This is a genomic window from Cyanobium sp. BA5m-10, assembly GCF_024346255.1.
Taxonomy (GTDB): Bacteria; Cyanobacteriota; Cyanobacteriia; order PCC-6307; family Cyanobiaceae; genus Cyanobium_A; species Cyanobium_A usitatum.
Genome location: NZ_JAGQCP010000004.1, coordinates 68,834 through 89,522, shown reverse-complemented (window position 1 = coordinate 89,522; position 20,689 = coordinate 68,834). Strand labels below are relative to the sequence as shown.

Annotated in this window: 22 protein-coding genes and 1 tRNA gene; 8 read left to right on the top strand and 15 right to left on the bottom strand. The window is 58.4% G+C overall.

Annotated elements, in window-relative coordinates:
• Positions 1 to 1,410: 1,410 nt before the first annotated feature.
• The gene (locus tag KBY85_RS03235; RefSeq protein WP_254960116.1) at positions 1,411 to 1,758 is read left to right on the top strand and encodes a hypothetical protein; all 348 of its coding nucleotides are present in this window, start codon (positions 1,411 to 1,413) and stop codon (positions 1,756 to 1,758) included.
• 114 nt (positions 1,759 to 1,872) lie between these two features.
• Here KBY85_RS03235 and KBY85_RS03230 read toward each other — a convergent pair whose 3' ends face one another.
• Positions 1,873 to 3,561, bottom strand: a complete 1,689-nt coding sequence (locus tag KBY85_RS03230) for a primase-helicase family protein (RefSeq protein ID WP_254960115.1) — start codon at positions 3,559 to 3,561, stop codon at positions 1,873 to 1,875.
• A gap of 358 nt (positions 3,562 to 3,919) precedes the next feature.
• Between KBY85_RS03230 and KBY85_RS03225 the strand changes: the two genes are divergently transcribed.
• The gene (locus KBY85_RS03225) at positions 3,920 to 4,117 is read left to right on the top strand and encodes an AlpA family transcriptional regulator (protein ID WP_254960114.1); all 198 of its coding nucleotides are present in this window, start codon (positions 3,920 to 3,922) and stop codon (positions 4,115 to 4,117) included.
• Positions 4,118 to 4,156: 39 nt separating this feature from the next.
• Here the strand turns inward: KBY85_RS03225 and KBY85_RS03220 are convergent, their stop codons facing one another.
• The 3 genes from KBY85_RS03220 to KBY85_RS03210 all read right to left on the bottom strand — a co-directional run bounded on the left by KBY85_RS03220 (position 4,157) and on the right by KBY85_RS03210 (position 6,717).
• A complete protein-coding gene (locus KBY85_RS03220; RefSeq protein WP_254960113.1) occupies positions 4,157 to 5,440 on the bottom strand; it encodes a site-specific integrase in 1,284 nt (427 codons plus the stop codon).
• A gap of 184 nt (positions 5,441 to 5,624) precedes the next feature.
• A tRNA-Ser gene (locus KBY85_RS03215) sits at positions 5,625 to 5,709 on the bottom strand.
• Positions 5,710 to 5,745: 36 nt separating this feature from the next.
• Positions 5,746 to 6,717, bottom strand: coding sequence for a ComEC/Rec2 family competence protein (locus tag KBY85_RS03210; RefSeq protein ID WP_254960112.1), 972 nt, complete (start codon positions 6,715 to 6,717; stop codon positions 5,746 to 5,748).
• On the opposite strand from KBY85_RS03210, the gene KBY85_RS03205 reads away from it, so the two are divergent.
• The 5 genes from KBY85_RS03205 (at position 6,702) to KBY85_RS03185 (ending at position 10,537) form a co-directional block, all read left to right on the top strand.
• On the top strand, positions 6,702 to 8,117 hold the full coding sequence (locus KBY85_RS03205; RefSeq protein ID WP_254960111.1) for an AAA family ATPase: 1,416 nt from the start codon (positions 6,702 to 6,704) through the stop codon (positions 8,115 to 8,117). The genes KBY85_RS03210 and KBY85_RS03205 overlap by 16 nt on opposite strands.
• 207 nt (positions 8,118 to 8,324) lie before the next feature.
• Positions 8,325 to 8,756: a hypothetical protein gene (locus tag KBY85_RS03200; RefSeq protein ID WP_254960110.1), complete on the top strand. Its 432-nt coding sequence runs from the start codon at positions 8,325 to 8,327 to the stop codon at positions 8,754 to 8,756.
• On the top strand, positions 8,753 to 9,247 hold the full coding sequence (locus tag KBY85_RS03195; protein ID WP_254960108.1) for a hypothetical protein: 495 nt from the start codon (positions 8,753 to 8,755) through the stop codon (positions 9,245 to 9,247). Before KBY85_RS03200 ends, KBY85_RS03195 begins: the two co-directional genes overlap by 4 nt.
• A 458-nt stretch (positions 9,248 to 9,705) precedes the next feature.
• Complete coding sequence (locus tag KBY85_RS03190) at positions 9,706 to 10,044, top strand: hypothetical protein (protein ID WP_254960107.1); 339 nt, start codon at positions 9,706 to 9,708, stop codon at positions 10,042 to 10,044.
• Between the two features lie 19 nt (positions 10,045 to 10,063).
• Positions 10,064 to 10,537, top strand: a complete 474-nt coding sequence (locus KBY85_RS03185) for a hypothetical protein (protein WP_254960106.1) — start codon at positions 10,064 to 10,066, stop codon at positions 10,535 to 10,537.
• Here KBY85_RS03185 and KBY85_RS03180 read toward each other — a convergent pair whose 3' ends face one another.
• The 4 genes from KBY85_RS03180 to KBY85_RS03165 all read right to left on the bottom strand — a co-directional run bounded on the left by KBY85_RS03180 (position 10,538) and on the right by KBY85_RS03165 (position 12,692).
• Positions 10,538 to 11,206, bottom strand: a complete 669-nt coding sequence (locus KBY85_RS03180) for a hypothetical protein (protein WP_254960105.1) — start codon at positions 11,204 to 11,206, stop codon at positions 10,538 to 10,540.
• 151 nt (positions 11,207 to 11,357) lie between these two features.
• Positions 11,358 to 11,567 carry a hypothetical protein gene (locus KBY85_RS03175; protein ID WP_254960104.1) on the bottom strand — a complete coding sequence of 70 codons (210 nt, stop codon included), beginning with the start codon at positions 11,565 to 11,567 and terminating at the stop codon, positions 11,358 to 11,360.
• A 73-nt stretch (positions 11,568 to 11,640) separates the two neighbouring features.
• A complete protein-coding gene (locus tag KBY85_RS03170; RefSeq protein WP_254960103.1) occupies positions 11,641 to 12,093 on the bottom strand; it encodes a hypothetical protein in 453 nt (150 codons plus the stop codon).
• 263 nt (positions 12,094 to 12,356) lie between these two features.
• A complete protein-coding gene (locus tag KBY85_RS03165; protein WP_254960102.1) occupies positions 12,357 to 12,692 on the bottom strand; it encodes a hypothetical protein in 336 nt (111 codons plus the stop codon).
• Positions 12,693 to 12,988: 296 nt separating this feature from the next.
• Between KBY85_RS03165 and KBY85_RS03160 the strand changes: the two genes are divergently transcribed.
• Positions 12,989 to 13,618, top strand: a complete 630-nt coding sequence (locus KBY85_RS03160; RefSeq protein WP_254960100.1) for a recombinase family protein — start codon at positions 12,989 to 12,991, stop codon at positions 13,616 to 13,618.
• Between the two features lie 284 nt (positions 13,619 to 13,902).
• Here KBY85_RS03160 and KBY85_RS03155 read toward each other — a convergent pair whose 3' ends face one another.
• The 7 genes from KBY85_RS03155 to KBY85_RS03125 form a co-directional block, all read right to left on the bottom strand.
• The gene (locus tag KBY85_RS03155) at positions 13,903 to 14,433 is read right to left on the bottom strand and encodes a hypothetical protein (RefSeq protein ID WP_254960098.1); all 531 of its coding nucleotides are present in this window, start codon (positions 14,431 to 14,433) and stop codon (positions 13,903 to 13,905) included.
• A 290-nt stretch (positions 14,434 to 14,723) separates the two neighbouring features.
• Complete coding sequence (locus KBY85_RS03150; RefSeq protein WP_254960096.1) at positions 14,724 to 15,137, bottom strand: hypothetical protein; 414 nt, start codon at positions 15,135 to 15,137, stop codon at positions 14,724 to 14,726.
• Positions 15,134 to 17,887, bottom strand: coding sequence for a VapE domain-containing protein (locus KBY85_RS03145; RefSeq protein ID WP_254960095.1), 2,754 nt, complete (start codon positions 17,885 to 17,887; stop codon positions 15,134 to 15,136). Before KBY85_RS03145 ends, KBY85_RS03150 begins: the two co-directional genes overlap by 4 nt.
• Positions 17,880 to 18,218, bottom strand: a complete 339-nt coding sequence (locus KBY85_RS03140; protein WP_254960094.1) for a hypothetical protein — start codon at positions 18,216 to 18,218, stop codon at positions 17,880 to 17,882. The genes KBY85_RS03145 and KBY85_RS03140 overlap by 8 nt, the downstream gene beginning before the upstream one ends.
• Complete coding sequence (locus KBY85_RS03135; RefSeq protein WP_254960093.1) at positions 18,211 to 18,474, bottom strand: hypothetical protein; 264 nt, start codon at positions 18,472 to 18,474, stop codon at positions 18,211 to 18,213. The genes KBY85_RS03140 and KBY85_RS03135 overlap by 8 nt, the downstream gene beginning before the upstream one ends.
• A 2-nt stretch (positions 18,475 to 18,476) precedes the next feature.
• The gene (locus tag KBY85_RS03130; protein ID WP_254960092.1) at positions 18,477 to 18,794 is read right to left on the bottom strand and encodes a hypothetical protein; all 318 of its coding nucleotides are present in this window, start codon (positions 18,792 to 18,794) and stop codon (positions 18,477 to 18,479) included.
• A 341-nt stretch (positions 18,795 to 19,135) separates the two neighbouring features.
• Positions 19,136 to 20,683, bottom strand: a complete 1,548-nt coding sequence (locus KBY85_RS03125; protein ID WP_254960091.1) for a recombinase family protein — start codon at positions 20,681 to 20,683, stop codon at positions 19,136 to 19,138.
• Positions 20,684 to 20,689: the final 6 nt, after the last annotated feature.

Sequence of the window (20,689 nt, the reverse complement as noted above, 5' to 3'; positions counted from 1 at the left end):
ATAATAGTCCCTGGAAATGCAATATTCCGATTAATGCTAAGCACGATAAGTCTGTATTGCATCGTCAAGTCACTCAAATACTCAGGTTGCCTATATAATCTGTATAGACAAACTTATCAGACTCACTGGATTCGACAGAGGGAGAATCAAGTCCCTGGTATTTCATAAGACTGGTAGAGGTGGGTCTAATGCTCTGAGGAATAAGGAGTGCAAAGAATTCGCTGAGTTTCAAAAAACTCAAAGACCTCCAAGACTCAATACAACCCCAGAGACCGCTACAAGACCTCCAGTAATACTGAGACTAACCAGAAGACAGGAACATACAAATGACACTAACTACAACGAGGATCAATCATAAGCGACCTGCGAAAGCAGATTCCCGACCGAAGGGAGGGAATGCTCAACAACCTCTTCAGGATCATCAATACCGTAAAGCACTTGAGACCTACATTCAGTCCCAGTGGAACAATCAACAACCCGATTGGTTCATCACTATTCAATGGACGCCAGCACCTTATACCTTTATGCTAACATCACATCACGCTAGACACTTCAGGAACATCTTCTTAACCAGTATTTACTCCTGTTCCCTGAAGAAACTTCCACGACCAGAAGATCGCTGCAGATTAATATGGTTCCATGAGCGAGCAGAAGATCCTGAAGGTCGCCTAATTTACCACTCCCATCTGCATCTTATCGACCATGTAGAGACCAACTTAACCGCCTTGGATATTCGTTGGATCATCGATACAAAAGTGGCACCAGGGTTCAAATGCTTCAAGAACCTCCACCGTAGCAAAAATCCAGCGATCAAAATTAAACCTTGGAACAGGAGTCGTCACGGTAACTATAACCTTAAGGACTACTACACCTATAAGTACAACCAAGATGCTGATCTGGTCTTGGACTACGAACTATCAGACCTTATCACGACTAAATAGAAGCACACCAGCAATTCATCCTATGAGCAACCGAAATACCAATGCCCCTTTTGAAACCGTTAACTTCTATTTTGGCGAACAGCATCTTGACACCCTTGAGGAATTTGATGAACTCTCTCGCGTACTCAAGCGATCCAGAACTGGCACCTTACATTATCTCCTGACCCACTATAAGTGGTATCACAAGCACAACCTAGTCTCATTAGGATAAGACAATGCGGTCAGAAAAGGAACATATAGAGGCAAGCATCAACTTCATCAAACAGCAACTGGATTCACTGGAGCACTACCTGCCAGAGACATATTCATATCTCATGGAGGAAATGGACTCCCAGCAACGGAACCTAATAGAACTAAAAGTTAAAGACTTTTACAAGAACCTATCCCTTGAGCACCAGAACCAGAACCCTGACTTGCCGAATCAATCAACAAGTGACTCCAGTGCAAAAGACCCCTATGAGGTTAATAAATGAAACCATCATCACTCCAGCGGATTCTGGAGATTTACCGCAGTTCCCAATACCGTACCACTGGATCAGGTCGTAAAGTTCAGTGGGACGAACCAGGCGAAGATGATACTCCTGAAGTCCAACAGCACAATGCCTTCCTGGCGAGGAGACTTAAACAGAAGCAGGACGCAAAAGAACGCCTCAAATCCAAAGGTGCTGTGCCCTCCAGAGATGGTAAACCAATTTTTGAAGGCAGTGGGGATGTCCAGCAGTTCACACTATCCTTTCGCCGTCATTATTACTCAAGTCGCCCGATGAGGTTTAAGGAATGGATTGAGGTCGTGGCAGAGTTGCTGGACGACCTCTGAGGTTTATTCGTGTTTGGCAGTCAAAATCGAACTAGTATCATGAGTCTACAAAAGTAGTGTCACGGGTTCAAAAAATTCTGGCGGGAAATTTTTTCCGCCAGAACCTCATTCAATTCAGGATTGCTCCATCAAGAGTTCCAGTGCATTCTTCTCTACTGCACCACCATCTTTACTGACCCGGAAGACCGTAACTCGATCATCCTTTTGATAAGACCCGCCGCTCTTCTTGATGCTCTGATCGAGTCCTAATGCAACCCAGCGATTCCATCGTTCACCACTTAACCGCTGCTTATCAATAAGACCGTGCTTATGGGGGTTGAAGAGGTAACCATTCTCTTCGGCGATTTCCTTCAACAATCCCAAAAGCATTGAATCTGTCTGTGGTGCCCCTGGAACACGCTCTCGCACCTGGGCATAGAATTGCTCACAAAATACTTCTTCACCACCTTCTGACGCCTCCTGGAGCACACCCAGCAGCATATCTAGTAGATCCTTTCGACCGCAACGACGAATCAAGTTAACTCGCTTGTGAATCTCACTCTCCTCGTCAAATTTAGGCAGACTCTGCTTTAGATAAATCTGAATGCACTCAAAGATGAACTGGTAGAACTCGCTCCAGTCACTATCACTCCAATCTTCACCGCAGAGTTCCATACCGCCGTGAACATCAGCAGGCGTTGTGCCATCCTTCTCCAGCAATTCACGGTAGAAGGGCGATACCTCCACCAGCACCTGACGACGGCGATGAGATGTATCTGAACCAGGGATCGGATGGTTAGTTGTGATCACAATCTTCGGTGCCCGATGTCCTGGAATTGAGGTTGGGTTGTGCCCCAGTCGTCGAATATGAAAATCTCCCGTGATATGCGGGAAGATGTCATCGAAGGTGAAATTCTCAGCGGCATCATCGAAATTTACTAGTTCATGTGTTTCATCAACTTTCCCGAATGCAAAGCGATCCTGTGTTGATCTCTTGAATGCCTTTCCATTCAAGTTGATCGTGCGAACTACCTCTGAGAGGCATCGAACTAGCAGACTCTTACCTGTGCCGCCGTGACTGCCGCCGATCAGATTCTCATCGTCCAGACGGTCAATCAGAATGACGCACTTACGCTGGGATTCACGATGGCAACGATGACAGAGATACCCTATGACTACCTGTAGACGCTCAAATGATCTCTGGTCAATCTCACCATTTGCGTCACTGGAGAGATTAGCGACAAAGGATCGAAAGTGATGGGATCCAACGCTGCTCTCACTCTGGATGTACTGCCTGGTCGAGATGCTGTTATTCCAGACAATTGAATTGTTCGGCAATGAAGCATAAGGAACCGCTGTTGTCACCTTGTCACTTGTGACTTCAACATATCCATTGGAGAATAATCTGTAGGACGAATCCTTGGAATCTTGCAGAATCTTTTTCCCATCAAGATACGGCACGGAGGTCAGGACACTCTTGCCAAAGAACCGTGCCTTTTTGAAGTGAATACGCTGGTACACATTTCTATATCCTGATTCTTCCAATACCTTGCGGATGACAGTTTCAAACTGCTGCTCATCAATCGCTTCAACGCGATTCTCAAAGAAATAGATCAGTTGGTGTCGAGGTACACCCTTCGACTCCTGATCTGGAAGACTAAAAATCCCAGTAGCAGGGAGGAAGTCATTCAGATAACGAACGATATTGTCTTCGCCAAGTTCTTGGAGATTGCCGTCCTCATCTTCGTCCCAGAAACGAATAGCAGGATTTGTTCGAACACGCTCAGCGATGTCGCGAATTTGAGAATAAAGTAGTGTTTTCATTTAATAATATTTTGATCAACCAGTCGATTATATCCTCATTGGTTGCTTCTTGTCAAGCGGAGGTTGACCATCGTGCGACCTTATGGCACTTGGCGGATTACGGAATGGCAGGTGACAAGGTGACCAGGTGACAACCATGCATTGGAGACTGCATTGGATACTTATAGGTCTATTCGTTTCAACATCAAACCAATCACCTGGGCGAATCTGTGCCAGCGTCCTCTTTGCAGTTGCTTCTTCTTGAATAAAGCGATGGCAGGTTCGCCATAGCATTTTCCATCCTAAGTGCCAAGAGTATCTTGCTGCTTTACAAATTACCCTTCTTGGGGTATAATAAACCTATCAGCATTCAATAATCATGAAAAATTTGCAACAAAAACTACTCCGACTCCCTGAGGTCAAAGCAACGACAGGACTCTCCAAATCCTCCATCTACTCCCGCATTTCCGAAGGCACTTTCCCGAAACAGATTCCACTTGGTCCACGCCTTGTGGTCTGGGTGGAGTCCGACATTCAAAACTGGATTTCTGAGCAGGTTTCAGCAGCAAGGGGATAGTATCCAACTTTTTATGCCTAAGTCGGGCAATAGTGAAAATCAGACATTTAAACCCTGAGCGAGAAGAGCATCTGACCAGGCATTCATAAACTTTCGCCTTTCATCCAGAAAATCGTGCCTGTCGTAAATGCCTTGTATTTTGTCCTTTACTTTCCATCCACCTTGGAGTCGAATCACCTTCTCGTCAAATCCAAGTACCTCTTGTCCATAGGTCAGGAAGCACGTGCGTAAACCGTGGGCACGAAAAATCCCTTTGTACCCAAGGTCTATGAAGTGGTTATTGATAGACGAGGTATTTATATGCTTCGACTGGGTACGTGGAGAAGCAAAAACAAAGTCAGTGCCACCATTTAGTTTCTCCATTTCTTTCAAGAGTTCCTTGATGGGTTCTGTAAGTGGAACCAGGTGGTTTTTTTCTCCATTATCCCAGGTCTTCATACGAGAGGCAGGAACTAACCACAGGTTCCTTTCTGAATCAACCTCATCCCACCTCATTCCTGAAATCGCACCAACTCTCAACCCAGTCAAAAAAGTCAACAAGCATCCAGCACGAGTAGTGGATTCACCATTTGCTTTGTTTTGGGCAAATACCTCAAAAAACTCAGGCAGTTGCTCCCAGAAGGGATATGGGTGGTGCTGAACCTTGTGGGATGACTTGTCCTTAGGACTGGTGACATTGAGAGCAGGGTTCTGGTCCCTGCCCATCCATCCCTTACGAATCGCATTCTCAAAAACCCCCTTGAGCACCATCTGTTGCTTGGTTGCTGAAGTAGGTGCTTTTCTTCTGATCCTGCCCAAGTAGTCAACCATCAACTCGCGACTGGTCTTTCCTCCTGGATGCTGGTAGTCCCAAGCAAGTTGTTCCACAGGTGTCTTTGCTCCGAACTCAGGCAGGACCTGATTCCAGAGGAGATTCCTGTATTCCTTTTTCCCCTGGTTGTTTGCCGAGGTCCATTCGGAGAGGTAGGACTCACACGCCTGCTCAAAGGTGGGTGAGGTTGTCCTCTGAACAAGTGCCTTTTTCTGATCCCTCTTCCTGTCCCTTGGGTCTCTGTTGTGAGTCTTGCTCCAGATCTTGATTGCTGACCACTCATCCTTTGCTTCCTTAAGGGACCATTTCCCTGGACCTTTCCCGTAGACCCCAATACGGACATCAACAACTGGGTTGTCTCGTCCAGGTGGGAACCTCATTCGTCCAACAAAGGACTTGCCACCTCCTTTGCTGATGGGTTCTACCAGCAAGCACAACGAGTCCCCACACGATGGTTTCTGTCTTTTGTCCGTTGCCTTGAGAGCACGAATCTGCGAGTCTGTGAGAGGCATTTCAGGATTCCACCCACACAGATTTTATCCACCCACACAACCCCTATTTCCACCCACGCTTCCACCCACACATTGTGCGGACATCACTGGTTCTAGGCGGATCCACCTGGACCGCCTACCCTCCATAAACCCAGATACAGCAAAGGGTCTGGACGAACCAGACCCTTTGAAAACTCTTGAGAAGCGGAGAGGGTGGGATTCGAACCCACGGAAGGTTTCCCTTCAAACGATTTCGAGTCGTTCGCTTTCGACCACTCAGCCACCTCTCCAAAGACCCGCTGGGTCTTGATCACTCTAAGGACCGGTCAGCCGAGGGTGGCCTGCAGGTATCCACTGGGACCGCTGGCCGCCCAGGCCGCTGGCAAGCCCGCCGGGACAGCGCCACTGAGCCACAGCCGCTTGGCGCCAAGCTCCTTGAGGTGGTGGCGCTCGCGGGCGGAGGGCGCAAAACCCAGCCAGACGCCATCAATTCGGCCGCGCAGCACGCTTGGCTCTGAGCCATCAGCGGCCAGCTGCCGCCAGGCCCAGAGCGCCTGGCGGTCGGGCAACAGCAGCCAGCGCCAACGGCCCAGCTGCAGCTGGATGGCCCGGCTCTCGATCGCCACCGGTGCGGCGCTCAGCCCAGGGCTAGCCAGCCTTTGACCAGGCTGAAACGGCAAACTGCCATCGGCACTGGCCATCACCAGGCCCGCCTGCCCCTGCCAGCAGTTCGGTTGCTCGGGCGCCAGCGGATCTAGCAGTAGGGCCCAGTCGTAGCGCTGCACCCCCAGGCCCCGGGCCAGCTGGCTGGCCTGGCTGCAACTGAAGCCATCACCAGAACTGCTGACCAGCACCGCCCGGCCCTGGTGCCGCGCCACCAGCAGATCCAGCCGCCCCTGGTGCACCAGCAACAACTGGTCGCCGCTTAGCAAGCTGAACTGCACCACCACCACCAGCGCAAACAGGGCACCACCCAAAAGGCGCCAGCGCCGGGCCAGGGCAGGCCAGGCCAACGCCAGCAGCGCCACAGTGAAGAGCAGCACCAGGCCCGGGGCGGGGCGCCCCAATTGCCACTGGGCCATGGGCAGCGCCGCAAACACCTTGACCACCGCCACCAACACATTGGTAAGCCAGGCCACGGGCGCGGTGGCCAGCGGCAGCAGCGGCGGCAGCAGCACCGCCAGGCAGGCCAGGGCCATCGCCCCGAGGGTGAGGGGGGTGAGCAGGGGTGCCACCACCAAATTGGCGGGCACCGCATAGGTGCAATGTCCAAACAGCCGAAATGGAAGCCACCGCATCAGGGCCAGCCCTCACAGACGAGCAGGCCGCGACCGTCGATCAGCTGTTGCCGGCCCTGCGCAGGGGTGAGATCGGATCGTTGATCGGTCCGGCCGGCAGTGGCAAAAGCTTCACCCTGGGCTGGCTACTGCGGCAGGCGGAAGCCGAAGGGCTCCGCTGTCTGGTGGCCACGCCAACGCACAAATCGGCCCGGGTTTGCCGTGAGTTTTTGGCTGGCGCCGGCGCCGAAGCCAGGGTCTGCACCGTTGCCTCGCTGTTGAAGTTGCGGCCGTCACTGGATCGGGATGGCCGGATGCAATTCGCCACGCGTGGCGCCACTGAAGCGGCCGATGCCCTGCGGGGTGAAGCACCCCAGCTGGTTGTGGTGGATGAAGCGTCGATGCTGAATAACGGCACCGCCAACGATCTTTGGGCCCTGGCCCAGGAGGTGGAAGCCGGCCTGCTTTTGGTGGGTGATAGGGCCCAGCTGCCGCCGGTGAACTCGGCCATGGCCGCCCTGTTTCTGGATCCCCCCGGGGTGCGCTCTGAGTTGGTCACGGTGCGGCGCAATTCCGGCTCGGTGTTGCGTCTCGCCACGGCGCTGAGACAAGCCCAGCATCCATCCCTGGTGTGGCCCACGGCTTCCAGTCCTGCGGCCCAGGGCGGCAGCCGGATCGTGCTGCATCAGTGGCAATCGGGTTGGCTGGCGGCCGCGGCCAGGGCGATCTGCAGTGAAGCCTGGGATGCCGATCCAGACGGGGCCCGCGTCATTGCTTGGGCCAACAGGACCGCCGCATCGTTGGGCCAGCGGCTGCGGGAACAGAGGTACGGCACCGCTTCGGCCCGGGATTGGCAGATCGGTGAAATCCTGATTGCCCCGGGCGGCATCCAGTCCGAGGGCTCAGCATTAGCGGCGCCCCAGGCGGCGGCCTGCAGTGAGTTCAGGATCCTGGCGTTGGAAGCCCCCACCAGGCTTGAGCATCTGCTTAGCGTCCATCCCTGGCTCACTCCTACCAGGCAGCTGGAACGTGAGCTGGAGGTGGCGGCCGGCACCGATGCCCAACGTGCCCAGATCGAAAACATCGTTACCGGCGATGAGCTGGAGGTCTGGCTGGAACCCCCCGGCGGTGTGGCCGAATCCTGGGGGCATCAGTGCCGGGAGGTGCGCAACAGCATCCGCCAGCACCTCGATGGGGGTGATCGGAAAAAGGCCCTGGCCGAGGTGGCTGATCTGGAATCAATCGTGCCGGTGCTAAGGCAGGCGGCGTCCCTCACGTGTCATTCCAGCCAGGGCAGCAGCTTCCGCTCGGTGTTTGTGGCCGACGATCTCCGGCGCTGCGATGGGCCCGAGGCCCGGGCACTCAGCTATGTGGCCTGCAGCAGGGCTTCAGAGCAGCTGCATTTATTGCCCATGCCCTAATCCGCAGATCGCATCGCCGTTGCTGATGTCGCCCCCCTGGCCAGTGCCTGGTGGGGTTGCCGCGGTGGGGTGGCGAGGAAGGAGGTCGTTGGGCTCAGTGCTGAGGCATCTTCTGCGAATTTGATCTAGGCGAGTGTTTATGGCTAGATGTAACCAGGCCGGTGGCGATACCTGGGGGTGGGGGTGGCTCAGCGCAGAATCGCAGCTATGAGATTCCTGCCCATCGCTGCTGTTGCAGCCCTTGCTATCGGAGCTGGTCCCGCCAGAGCAGAAGAGACGTACAAGATCCGCCTATCGGGTCAAGGCGATGTATTCGTATCAGGTGGGAGCAACACCTATGCCGTGGTCAAAAAGCAGGCAGATGGCTCCTATTCGATTTATCACACAACCCTGAAGTCGAACTATTGGACCGGCGCTGGTGTCTGGTACGACCACGAGACCACGGCTTCACGCGCCTGCCCTCCAGTAGCTCCGGGCTGGGATAAGCCGAGCAACTGCATCGAAGGGAAGGGCGGGACTATCCGCCTTCCCGAGGGAGCAAAGCTGAGCGACTACACCCTTGAGATCAAGTACCTGGAGAACGGCGCAGAGCAGTACGTCAAGTTTCGGGTCGAGCAGGCCCCAACTCCTAAGTCATGAGATCCCTTCCCATTGCTGTTGTTGCAGCAATTCCCCTTGCGCTTGGCATTGGTGCCATCGCCAAGGCGGACTTGGGCGGAGCGGACATCACAGGGCCTTCTGGTCAAACCACGACTGGGCAAAGCTACGCAGCTCGGTGTGGACTAGATAAAACGGATTGCACGGTTAGTTTTGCCGGTGAAAAACTTGTAGTGAATGGAAGCGGTGGAATCCTCCGCGATCAGTACATCAATGTTGTCCTCAAGAAAGAGTGCAAGCAACGTGCTCTGTTGATGCCGTGGGTCACAAGTTGTTTCGCGAACCAACTCGACTGGGATTTCACTATTACCTATAGGTCCTCTGATGGAAACACAAAGGCAGCATTGATTTCATTTATGCCGCGCTACCTGAGTACGGGTGCTACTGATCGTGCGCAGGATTTCGAGAGAGACCTGGAGATATGGGCTCAGAAGGTACTTCGCCCTGTCGGGCCGTCAATAGAAGTGCGATAACTATTCTTTCAATTATTAATCCTTCCACCTAGTAATCGAGTCACACCATGAACAAGCTCATCGCCCCCTGACAAGCTCAACAACAACCAAGCATCTATTTTCCGCAGGAAACTTAACTTATGGCACTCACACCAGAACAAAAGCAAGAAGCCCATCAAAGAGGTCTGCGCCTAAGGGCTGAAAGAGAAGCGCGGGGAGAAAGTCAGAAGCCAGAGATAGTCTCCAGAGGTGTTGAATACGACCGTTTCAGGCGAATTGGACTAACTCACGAAGAAGCACTCCAGGAGGTTGAAAAGCGTCGCATCGCTGAAGAGATTTATTTGGCTAAGGGGGGAGGCAGTCTTGGCACTAGCAACGACAAGACCTACATAGGTCCTCGTGGTGGGCGCTACAGAATGAACAGCAACAATCGGAAGTCTTACGACGTTCGCTAACACCAACACACACCGAGGCACGTCATGAGAGTCACCCCCTACACCTATGCCACCGCCGCCATCCTGGTAATAGGGGCACTGGTCGCCCTATTCCCTCAAGCGTTCGCCCCAACGCCTCCACCAGCGCCAGTGGTGACTAGCCCGGCACCAGCGGCCACCAGTACCGGGCCAGCCCCTGACTCGGCGATTGAGCGTATAAAGAAGTGCGCCCGTGACCTCAAGGTGGAACGGCAGCGTTGGTATTTCGAGGAGACAGGTATGACCACCACCATCGATTCAGGCGCGGCTCAGGACTACGCAAATCTCCTAGAAGCCCAAGGGACTGCACCGAAACGGCCTCTTCCGTTCCGTCTCTGCGAATAGACAACCCACCTCCCTATTCATGGACAACAACGAACTAGCAAACCTGCAGCGTCAGCGCATTTCGGGGCGTCCAGGTGGTGCCGACTCTCTGTTCCGAGTTGATCGGAAGGGGGTGATTCGCTTTGCCACTGGTCAGAGGGCCCGAGCGGCTGAGATCCAATCGGTTGATGTCTCCATCCGCCGTAACACCGGAAGCTCGGTGCCTCTTTGGATGGGTTGGCTGTTGGCTGGCGTGATTGTCAATGGCGCCATGGGCGCGTCTACCGCTGGCAAGGAGTACAACGCGCTTCAGGGGTTTATCTGCGGGGTGGGCCTGATTGGAGGGCCTGTGGCGATCCTTGTCTGGCGAGGCCGTAAGGGAGTGTTTCTCGACGTGGAAGGGAGTGGATCCCGGATTGCATCGCTTGAGGTTGGGTCCCGGACGGCTGCAAACGAAGCGAGGGCCTATGCCCTGGCAGACGAGTTGATCGGAGTGGCTGAGGACAACGCTTGATCAGCTGACAGCCAAATGCCCCAGCCGCTCGGTTACCCACTGCTGGGGATTGAGGCCACCGCGCTTGGTGCTTGCCTCGAAGTCTGCTGCCAGGTCTTCACCGAGGACTAGGCGACGGGTGATGGGATTGCAAGCCTTGAGGAAGTTGCCAGGGGCATCTGCCTGGGTGGTCTTGATATCGAAGGCGGCCTTGAAATAGCAGCGGCCTGTTTCCTTTTTGCTGGTCTTGCTGCTGTAGAGACGGGCACCCTTGATGGCCTCCAGCTCCTCTCTGGTCTCGGCAACCATCACCGTGGTGATGAACCCTGGATCGCCGTCTTCTTCTTTAAGGAGCTGGGCGGTGGCGGTGATGGGCAGCACTGCGATCCGATAGCCGTAGCCCTCAGGGATGGCTGGCAAGTCCTCCCTCCTGGCGGCTTCCATCCCGTAGATAGCCAGCTCGAAGGGGGTGGTTTTGAAGTCCAGCCTCACGTCAAACCGCCAACCGCGGATCACATCAGCGCAAGCTTCATAGAGGGCCTCATTGCTCTGCCTCACGTCCTCATCGGTCGCCTCACTGGCGAGCTTGTCCACGCCAAACAGCTTTGAGCCTGGCGGCGGGGTGAGGGTGGCTTGAGGAGCTGGTGGCTCCTGTCGCTGTCTGCCCAGGAGGAAGTTGAAGAGGCCCATTGGGGTTCTGGGTGAATTGCTTGGGGGTTGGTTGCTTGGGCTGGTGCTGCCGTTTGCAGTGAGCTTCACCCAGCTGCTAGTCGAGCAGTAGCACGATGTGCTCCTCAAGACCAGGGATGGCTGGCTTTACTGCTCGTAACAGCTCAGGAGGTCAAGGCAGGTCAAAAAGCGCCAGGTCCGTCTCCGCCTGGTGGATCACCCCCACCAGTTCCTCGAAGACCAAGCGCACCCTTGGGGTGTCCCCAGGGCGATGCGCGGCGTGGAGGGCCAAGACCGTTATGGCAGTGGTCAGCTGCTCCAGGGTCAGCAGGGCATCCCGCTGGAGTTCCTGTGTGATGGCAGCGGTGGTGAGCTGGGACATCGAGTGTTGTGCGACTACCTACAGGGTTCCCACACGCTCAAGGGTTGCAAAGAAGGTGCAGGCCACCAATGCACTAGTTGCACAAAATATTGAAAACTGCTGTGAGCCGCCTATCTTCTTCCTTGGTAAATGCTACATAATCGTTGTGATTGCTTCCACTATTTTTATAGCTTTCTCGGGACCACTTGTACCTATCCCCATCCTCTAAATGCCCTTCGTGCCACCACTCACCTCCGACTTTCTTGTATGTGGCACTGTCACTTTCCCTGATCAAGCTATTAATGCACTGAGCACTGTAGACGTGGATTTTCCCTGACGTATTTCTCTCTACCAACCAGTACCGAGCATTAGCATAAGTCCATTTATTGTGATCAACAATTGAAGACATATCCACCTCAAGCTTTCGTGTGACATTGTCTGGCTCCTGTTCGGGATATCGAGTATAAACAGGCATCCAAGTCTCGGCCTTGGAGGGGGATACTGGGAGCAGGAGAGCTGCTGAAATAACTAAATGGAAGAGCTTCATGGATAGATGCAGTCGAAACACCACACATGCGCACAGCAACAGCAGCCATTTGGGGCGCTAATGGGCTAGATGTACCTGGCTAACTGCTGGGTAATTAGACAAATAACACAATAGGTGATTTTGGATTATGCGACTAGATGGCTATTTCTATACGTGGGCGCAGGCGTTCCCCCCTATGCCCGGGTGCGTTTTCCCTGGTAGCTGGCGGCCGGGGCGATGGGGCAGGCCCGCTTGCTTCTGACTGGGGTGGGGCAGGCGGCTGACTAGCGGCTCTTCGCCCTGCTTGCGGCCAGCCAGCCCAAGAGAGCCCTGAACACCTCAATCGGAGAAAGCCACCAGGGCGCCTCGGGGCTCGGCAGTGGCATAGCCCGCCGCTTCTCAGCCAGCAGGTTTTGCAGCTCTGGGTCGGTGGCCTGCCCGCCTTCGCTAACTGTTGCCTTGCGGCCATCCAGGTGGCTGTACTCGTACCAACTCAGTGGCTCGCCCGTGGTGGCGTCCTGGCCGTCGTACAGGGCGCTCGTGTACCAGCCGCCCAGTCCCTCGGCTTCGGCCATCCACTGGCGCCGCCCTTCGATCTGCTCTGGGGTGAACCTGGCCATGCCGGTCAGTGTCGCCCAGGGTGAAGGTGGCCGGCCCTGATCGTCGAGCTGCGCTCTCCTGGTGGGGTGATCGCCGCGGCCAGGGGTGCTGCCGAAGGGGGCCACTACAAGCGGTCGCAATTGGCGGCCTCCACAACCTGCCCACCTGCCACCGCCACAGCAGGGCTCAGCCACCCGCCGAAAGGGTCTCCTGCCGTAATCCGCCACAAGGTCCTGGGTTGTGGTGGTGCTAGGAATGGGGTGGGCCAGCGGCGTACCACCGCCCTGACCCGTGACCGATCTGCTGATACAGAGCGATGAGTGCAATTCTGACCGGGCCCGCCGCGGCCCAATCCCCTGCTGGTTGCCCTGCTGCGGCTCAGGGGCGTTCCATTGGCCTGGCCCGCGTGAGCACCAGGCACCAGTCCCTCGAAGCCCAGGTGGCCCAGCTACAGGCTGCCGGCTGTGAGCAGGTGTTCGCCGAGCGCATCAGCACCCGCGTGGCTGAGCAGGACCGGCCACAGCTGCAGGCTTGCCTGGCTGAGCTGCGCACCGGCGATGAGCTGGTTGTGGTGAAGCTCGACCGGCTGGGCCGCACCCAGGCCGAGGTGGTGGCCCGCCTCGCTGCCCTCCAGCAACAGGGCGTCCACGTGCGCACCTTGGACGGCCTCCTGAATACCAGGGCCCTCGGCACCATGGCGCCCGTATTCGTGGGCCTGCTCACCGGTCTGGCCGAGGTGGAACGGTCACTGATTCGTGAGCGCACCAGGGCCAGCGTTGAGCACCGCAGGGCCACAGGGGGCGATCTGGGCGGCCGGCCCCGCAGCTACACCGATGAGCAGGCCGAGCAGGTTCAGCGGCTCGCTGCCGAGGGGATGAGCGTGGCTGCCATCGCCAGGGCTACCGGGCTCAGCGAGACCACAGCCAGGCGGCTCACCAGGGCCTGATCGCCACAGCTGATCGCCGCGGCCATGGCCACAGGCTTCAGGCAATGCCCACCACCTGCCCGCTGCTCGCCCTCCTGGAGCCTGTGGCGGGCCTTGTGGCGTTAGGGGCAAATGCTGCGGCCAATGCCCTGCAGGGGGCTTCCTGGCCTTCCTGAGGACCACAGCCGGCCATCCCGTCACCAGGGGCGGCAGCGTTAAACGAATCGCTCAGGGGTAGGTAGGTGGCTGCCCTGCTGGTGGTGCGCTTCAGGCTCGACGCTCAGGAGATCCGTCGGCGCCAACGATCAGGCGGCTGCTGCCCTGGCGGCCTGTTCCCTGGCCAGCTCACCAAGGCGGCGTCGGCGAGTGCCGCTCACTCGGTCATCAGGCCGGCCACCTGCATCAAGCAGTTGTTGCCACTGGGCCCACCGCATCCGCTCGGCCTGCTGGGTTGTGCGCCCGTCGCTCACCAGGCACGGATGCAGGGCCCAGAACCACCAGCGGGGGCAGTCAGCGTGCCGACCCACCGCCAGTAGCTGGGCCTGCATCAACCGCTCGGTGGCGGCCATCACCGATTCCTCCGGCATCCCGGTGGCGTTGGCCAGGTTCGGCCACTCGGCCCAACACCGGCCGCCCTTCCACTCAAAAGCCTGGCGCAGGGCATCCAATACGGCGAAGTCCTGGGGCTCAATCTCCCCGGCTCTCAGCGCCTGCAGGGCAGGGCCACCACCAGGCAGTAATGGCACCAGCGCAAACGGCGGCCGGCCATTGGCTGTGGGCCGGCTACCGCTGGGCGAAGGCTTTTGACGCGGTTCCCCGGCCGGTCGAGCCCCCATCTCAGGCCCTGCCAATGGTGGTTTCACCCGTTTGGGCGATCTTGGCCTCCACCGGATGAGCGATAGGAGGATCCCCGCGCAACCTTCTCACCAGTGGGTAGCCGGTTTCTGTTGGGGGCAGCGGGCCACCGTTAGTTGAATCGCCGCGGCCAGGGTGTTGGCGGTGCTGGCGGACGGATACAGGCGCGGCCGCCCACCAGTTCCCCGGGCTATAGCTCTGGGGGTTACCCGAAAAGCGAGCTGGTCCCTTTTTGTGGGAAGGATTCACCCAGTCGCTTCGGAGGGGGGATTCAGGGGTCATTGGGCATGGCCCCCAACAACGCCGTCACCAACGCGGCACCCATCGGGGCGAGGCTGACGAGCTTGGTGCTTCCACAGCCGGTCTTCTGCAGGTGCAGCGCATTAGGGATTGGCGGCGGGCAAACCTTCAACGGCCCCCCTGGTGCTGTTCTGCGGACCCTCCCAACGCTGAGCTGGCGGATGGCGGCCCAGGTGGTGCTGGGTGGCCATCCACACCGGGCGGCCAGTTCGGTAACGCTGCAGCTGCCAAACCTGGCCAGGTTCACCAGCAGCAGGGTGGTGCGGGTGCTGCCTGTTTTGGCCAGCTGTTGCAGTGCCAGATCAACGGCTTCCAACTGGCGGGCCTGCGGGCCGTCCACCAGGGGGGCATGGGTCGCTGCAGAAACGAAGGCTGAGCTGGTCATGCGGCTTCACCGTGCTGGGCCAGCAGCTCAACGATCTGTGGCTGAGCCAGGAACGTTTTGATGGTTGCCCCATTGGCACCTCGGGGGAGTTCGCCCTGGGGGATCAGGTTGATCAACGCTGCAGGCGCAGCTGTGGGGTTGGCCAGCTTGAGGGTGATGGCGCTCTGTTGCCAGGGCTGGAGGGTGGCGAGGTCCATTTCGGCGGTGGCGATGGGGTCTGAAGGGGTGTTCTGAGGATCTCCTGTCCCGACCCGAATGGGACCGGAGTGTTCCAACCGTTCCATCCGTTCCGACCCGTTCCGAGCGGGCGTTCCAACCTCATCGGCTGCAGCGCAAGGGGTTTGCCCCCCGTACCAACCTGTACCGACACTTTCGTCTGGAGTGATCACAGCGCCACCGTCACCGTGTTCCACCCCTTCCACCCCCTCTTTATTACTTTTACTTCTACTTAAAGAAAAGGTTGGTACAGGTTGGAACGGATTGACCAGTCGCCTGTCAAGCCAAGGCGTCTCAGCTGTTCCAACCGGCCTCAAATCGGTCGGAACGTTGGCCCTGTCGGTTGGGTCAGAGGGCGAGGTCGGATCAGAGAGCCCTTCTGCTGCCGGCCTCTCCTTCAGTGGCACGGGCACGTAGCCAGACAGGGCCCTGCCGCCGCCATAGCGCCGCCGCTGTTGTTTCCATCGCACAGTGCCGCCATGGGTCAGGAAGGCTGAACCCGTAACGACCCTGGTCACTCGCATTTGGACGTCGCGATTGAAGTCCTCGATGCGTATCTGTAGGGCCTGCTCAATCAGTGCCTTCTGGGGGATTCCTCCATCGGAATCAATAGGGCGCCTCTCCAGCACGGCTGCAATGGCGCCTTCCCAGGGGTCGGAAAGGTTGGCTTCCTCAGCGCGGGCCGCGGCGGCGATGGCCAGCTCGTCACCAGGAGAGAGCCAGTTCTTCAGGCCCCAGTCGATCCAGGTCAACACCGTGGCCCAGATGCTGTCGCGGTTGGCTGCGATCCATTCAGGATCGAGCGGGCGATCTCCGGTGTCGATGAGCCAGACGCGGCGGTTGCCGGTGCTGTCATTCAGGAATTCGCTTTGGTTCGATGTGCCGAACAGGATTCCTCGGCGCTCGTGTGGCGTTGCCTGCTTTTCATACTTCTCTACATAGACATCACGTTCGCGGGTAATAAATCCCTTGAACTCTGCTGCTGTACTTCTTTGCAGCGTGTGCTCACATTCATCAAACTCGAATATCCAGGCCGAGTTGATCTTGGCCAGCACATCTTTGCTTTCCAGGTCTGAGACCTTGGTAGCGGAGTCGCACCAACCCGGAGGTGACAGGGCTTGAATGGAACTCGATTTGCCGTTGCCCTGCGCGCCGGTAAAGGCGACTATCTGGTGGTGCTTGTGCCCAGGGTTGAGACCCCGCAAGACAGCGCCGGATAGGTGGGCGGCGAGCATGTACTGGGAAAGGCTGTCGGTCGGGAGGATCGCAAAGGCCCGGCCCAGATCTTCCATCGAGATCAGACGCAGGCCAGTCCGTTCTCGCAGGCCCAGCAGATACCGCCGCACAGGGTTGTAGGGATTGGACTTGGCTACGAACTCAAAAGAATCAGCCGCGGCCTGCTTTGAAACTTCCAGCCCGTGCTGTTGGGCCAGGAATGAATCGGCCAGATGTAATCGGCTGCCCATAGGCGTCCCGTCGATTTCGCAATCTCGGGTCAGTTCGTTGAACTCCAGCCGATAGGCGTCCTGCAGGAAAGCCTGAAGCTCAGCCTTGGTGAGTCGAGACGGCTTATCGCCCTGCTGTTGGGCGAGCGAGTCCTGGTGCTGGGCGATGGCATCAGGGATGGCCTGCTCGATGGCGGCCACCCGCTCGGCAGGGGTGCCGGGTGCGTCATCAATGGAACCCAGGCCAGGGACGCCGGGCCATGCGTCACCTGCTGATAGCGCCAGAAGGGGAAGGCCAACAGCTGCCGCGGCCTGCTGAGAAAGGGCGGCACGGCGGCGCCCTTCGGCATCGTTATCGGCCAGGTAGATGATGCCGCTGATGCCGGCCTGCTTCAGGGTCAGATAGCGGGGCTGAATCTGCTCGGGTTTGTGCGCATGGCCGGGCTGGCTGATGGCGAGCAAACCGCCGGCCCTGAGCCAATCGGCGCATTTCTCCCCTTCGGCTTCTGTGACCCAGTGGCCGCGGCCATGCTGCAGAGCTTCGGCCTGCCGCCACAGGGGCCATGGATCGGGGCCTGCACCTTTTGCCCAGACAGCGGTGTCGCCGTTGCTGGCGAGGTGCTGCACCGGGAAGCCCTTCCCACCATCGGGGGTGCGCTTCACCGTCACCCGCTGGGCGGGGCTGTAGTCGAGCCGATAGTCATTGGGCAGGTGAGCTGGCGGCGCCGCCGGCAGGGGGCCAGGAAGCCGGGCCAGGTCAATGGATCCAGCAATGGCGGCCATAGCGGCAGGAGCCTCAATTCGGAATGGATTCGGTCGGTGGTGGGGGTGGTTGTTGTTGCTGTGGGTGCCGCGGCCGGCCAGGGCAAATTGGATCCAGCTGGGGTCGGAAGCAGGGCCGCGGCAGATCCATTGGCCGCCGTCTTTCCCTGTGACCTGGGTGCCGGCTTTTTCTGTTGGCGGGCTGAAGCTGCCCCCGATCCGGCAGAGGATCAGGTCATCGGAGATCCGGCAATCGCCATCTTTTGAGCGGGCACAGATCGGGCAGGGATTGCCCTTTCCGCTGTTGGCAAAGGTGCGGTTAGCCATCGGCCTGGCCTCCCTCTTGCGCTTCATTCGCCACGGGTGGCGGGTTGGTGATTCCGGTGCGCAGGAAGCTGCTCGGCGGCCGGGCTGCTGGCTGTGGTTCGAGCATCACCACCCCCGTCAGTGCGCACACGGTGCAGCTGATGTGGATAGGAGCCGGCGGGCCAGCGATTAGTGGGATCTCATCGGCCTCCAGTTCGAGCACACCGGCCGCGCCACACCGTGGGCAGTGGAATGTGATCGAGCCGGGCTTCCCCGTGCACCGCAGGGAGAAGGCCCACCACTGCGAAATCGCTGGCGGTGTGGGCCTGGGGCCGTAGCGACGGTCAGCCATTGGCGGCCACCTGCTGCTGCATGGGGGCCAGCACCTGCAGCTTCCAGCGGCGAATCAGCAGCTCGTAACGATTGGAGCCGAGCACCTCGGCCAGGTGCTGGAGGCTGCCGGCGTGATCGTGATCCCACTGCAGGCGAGCCAGCGATTCGGCCGCGGCCGCCAATGGGTAACGGTGCTCTAAGGGCGTTAGGGTCAGGCCAAGCAATTTCGGACCCTGCCCCTCTGCCCCGGTGGAGGGCTTTTTTATGGGGGCCATGGTCAGCTGGCCTCCGCGGTGGCGGCCTGCTGCTGCACGAGACGGGTAGCCTTCCGCCCCCTGATTTCGTTGGTGATGGTGGCCAGCTGGGCCAGGGATTCGGCCGCGGCCGCGTCGGTCAGGAGGGTCTTCTGGGTTTCGGCGAAATGGGCAATCGCCGCACGGAAGAAGTCAGAGCTGCTGGGGTATCCCAGGGCATCGCTGACGTAGTGAATGTGGGCGGCAATGGATGGACGGATGGTGGCGCCGATGTAGCTGCGGCCTTCTGCCGGAGCCTGTCTGACGGCAACACCAACCGGCCCAATAGCTGCAGAAGCCATGGGGGTGGGGTGATGAAGCCGCTGCGCCCATTCCGTGACCAGCCCATCCCACAGCGAGTAAGGACGTTCGGTATCAGGGAATCACTGGCCCCTGGGATCAGGGCGTGAAACCAACGGGGCATTGCTGCTGGCCGTAGTCCTGATTGGATATGAATACGCTACAGCTTGGGGCAGGGTGATGCAAGCCACCCACCAATGGCGCCCGCCACTATCTGCAGTGCGGGTTATTGGGGGTGGTTCGTTATTCCAGAGTCGGCGTTCTGGGGTGCTGGGCTGAATACCCCAGGGGCTGGCTCGGTAACCCTGATTTTTCAGTGATTCCATCTGCGCCGCCCAACCAGTCATCGCTCGGCTGAGGGCTCGCCTTCCACCATCGGGCCATCGGGCCCCCAAACGGCGATTCGCCACCTGATCTGTTTGATCCAAAGGTGACGATCCCGGGGCACGGTGTCCACCAACAGCCCACCGGGCTCGATCAGCAGGGCTAGGTCCTGATGCCGTTGTTGTTCGCTGCGGTCCATCCCGGGTGCGTCAGTCCAGCCCCAGCGGTCGGAGTGAATCTGGCCATGGAACGCTTCACCCCAGCCAGAGTCGATGGGTACATGGCGCAGGCGTTCATCGAGCAGGGCTACCAGTGCAGGGTCGGGCTCCACCGGGGTGCGCTGTTCGGCGGCGATCAGCTGGCGCAGCTCACGGATTCGCAGCTGGTCCTGATCGGTGCGGAATTGGGATGGCAGCTTTTCCCGGGCAGCCAACTCCTGCCGCAGTTCGATCAGCTTTGAGCTGGGGATGTGGTGATCGTCATCTGCCGCGGCCAGCGCCAGGGCGATGTGGCCCAGGTGATCGCCAAGCAACTGCACCACCAGGGCCTGTTCCAGAGCATCGGCACGGATGCCAGCCCTTCGGCTTGGGCATTGCTGCTGGCTGCACCTCAGATAGCCGTAGCTGCCCTGAGGCCGGCGGGCCACGCTGTAGGCCAGAACGCTGCCGCAGTGATGGCAACGGCACAGGCCAGATAGGGCCCGGATCTCCCGTGTCGGCCGCGGCCCACCTTCCTCTGGTGGCTGCGGGATATTGCGGCCCCATAGCCGGCGGTTTTCCTGCAGCTGTAGCTGGATCCGTTCGTATTCAGCTGGGGTGACCAACGCTGGCCAGCAGTCTTTGATCTGGATGTCGCCGGTCCTGGTGGCCATGTGGCCGAGCAGGTGCTTGCCCCTGAGCCAGAAGCCAACGGTCCTGCCGTGGCCCATCCGCCCATGGCGTTCATGCAGGAAGGTGGCGGCATCAGCCAGGCGCCATTGGCCAGCCAGGAACCTGTCGATCACGGTGCGACAGTCACCCCATGCAGGGGATGGCTCAACCCCGTGGCGGGTGCCTTCGATGCGTTGGAGATGGATCGGCAGGCTGGCTGCTGATCTGGCGGGGATGCCCTGGGAGTGGAGCCCGGCGTAACCGTTGCGGACGTTTTCAGCCAGGGCCCGGCTGTAGTGCTCGCCGAGCAGTAACTGCACTTTCACGCTGAGCCAGCCGGCCGAGGTGCTGACATCCACAGGGCCGGATCCCAGGCTGAGGAACTCCACCCCAGAGCGGTCGCAGGCTTCTGCCACCTGCAGCACCAGGCCGTCCCTGCGGGCGATTCGATCCAGCCTGACGGTGATCAATTTGTCGATCTCCCCGGCCTCGATGGCGGCCAGCAGATCGCGGTATCCCTTTGCCTTTTGGCGGGCGTCGAGATCGAAGCCGGAGACGGCCAAGTCCTCAAAGATCCTGCCGGCCCCGGCCTGCTTCAGCCGCTGCCGTTGGGATGCAGGGCTGTCGCTTTCATCCCGCTGAGAAGCCGAGCTAACCCTGAGGTAGCCGGCCACCCGTTGCGAGATCTCAGGCGCCAACAGTGT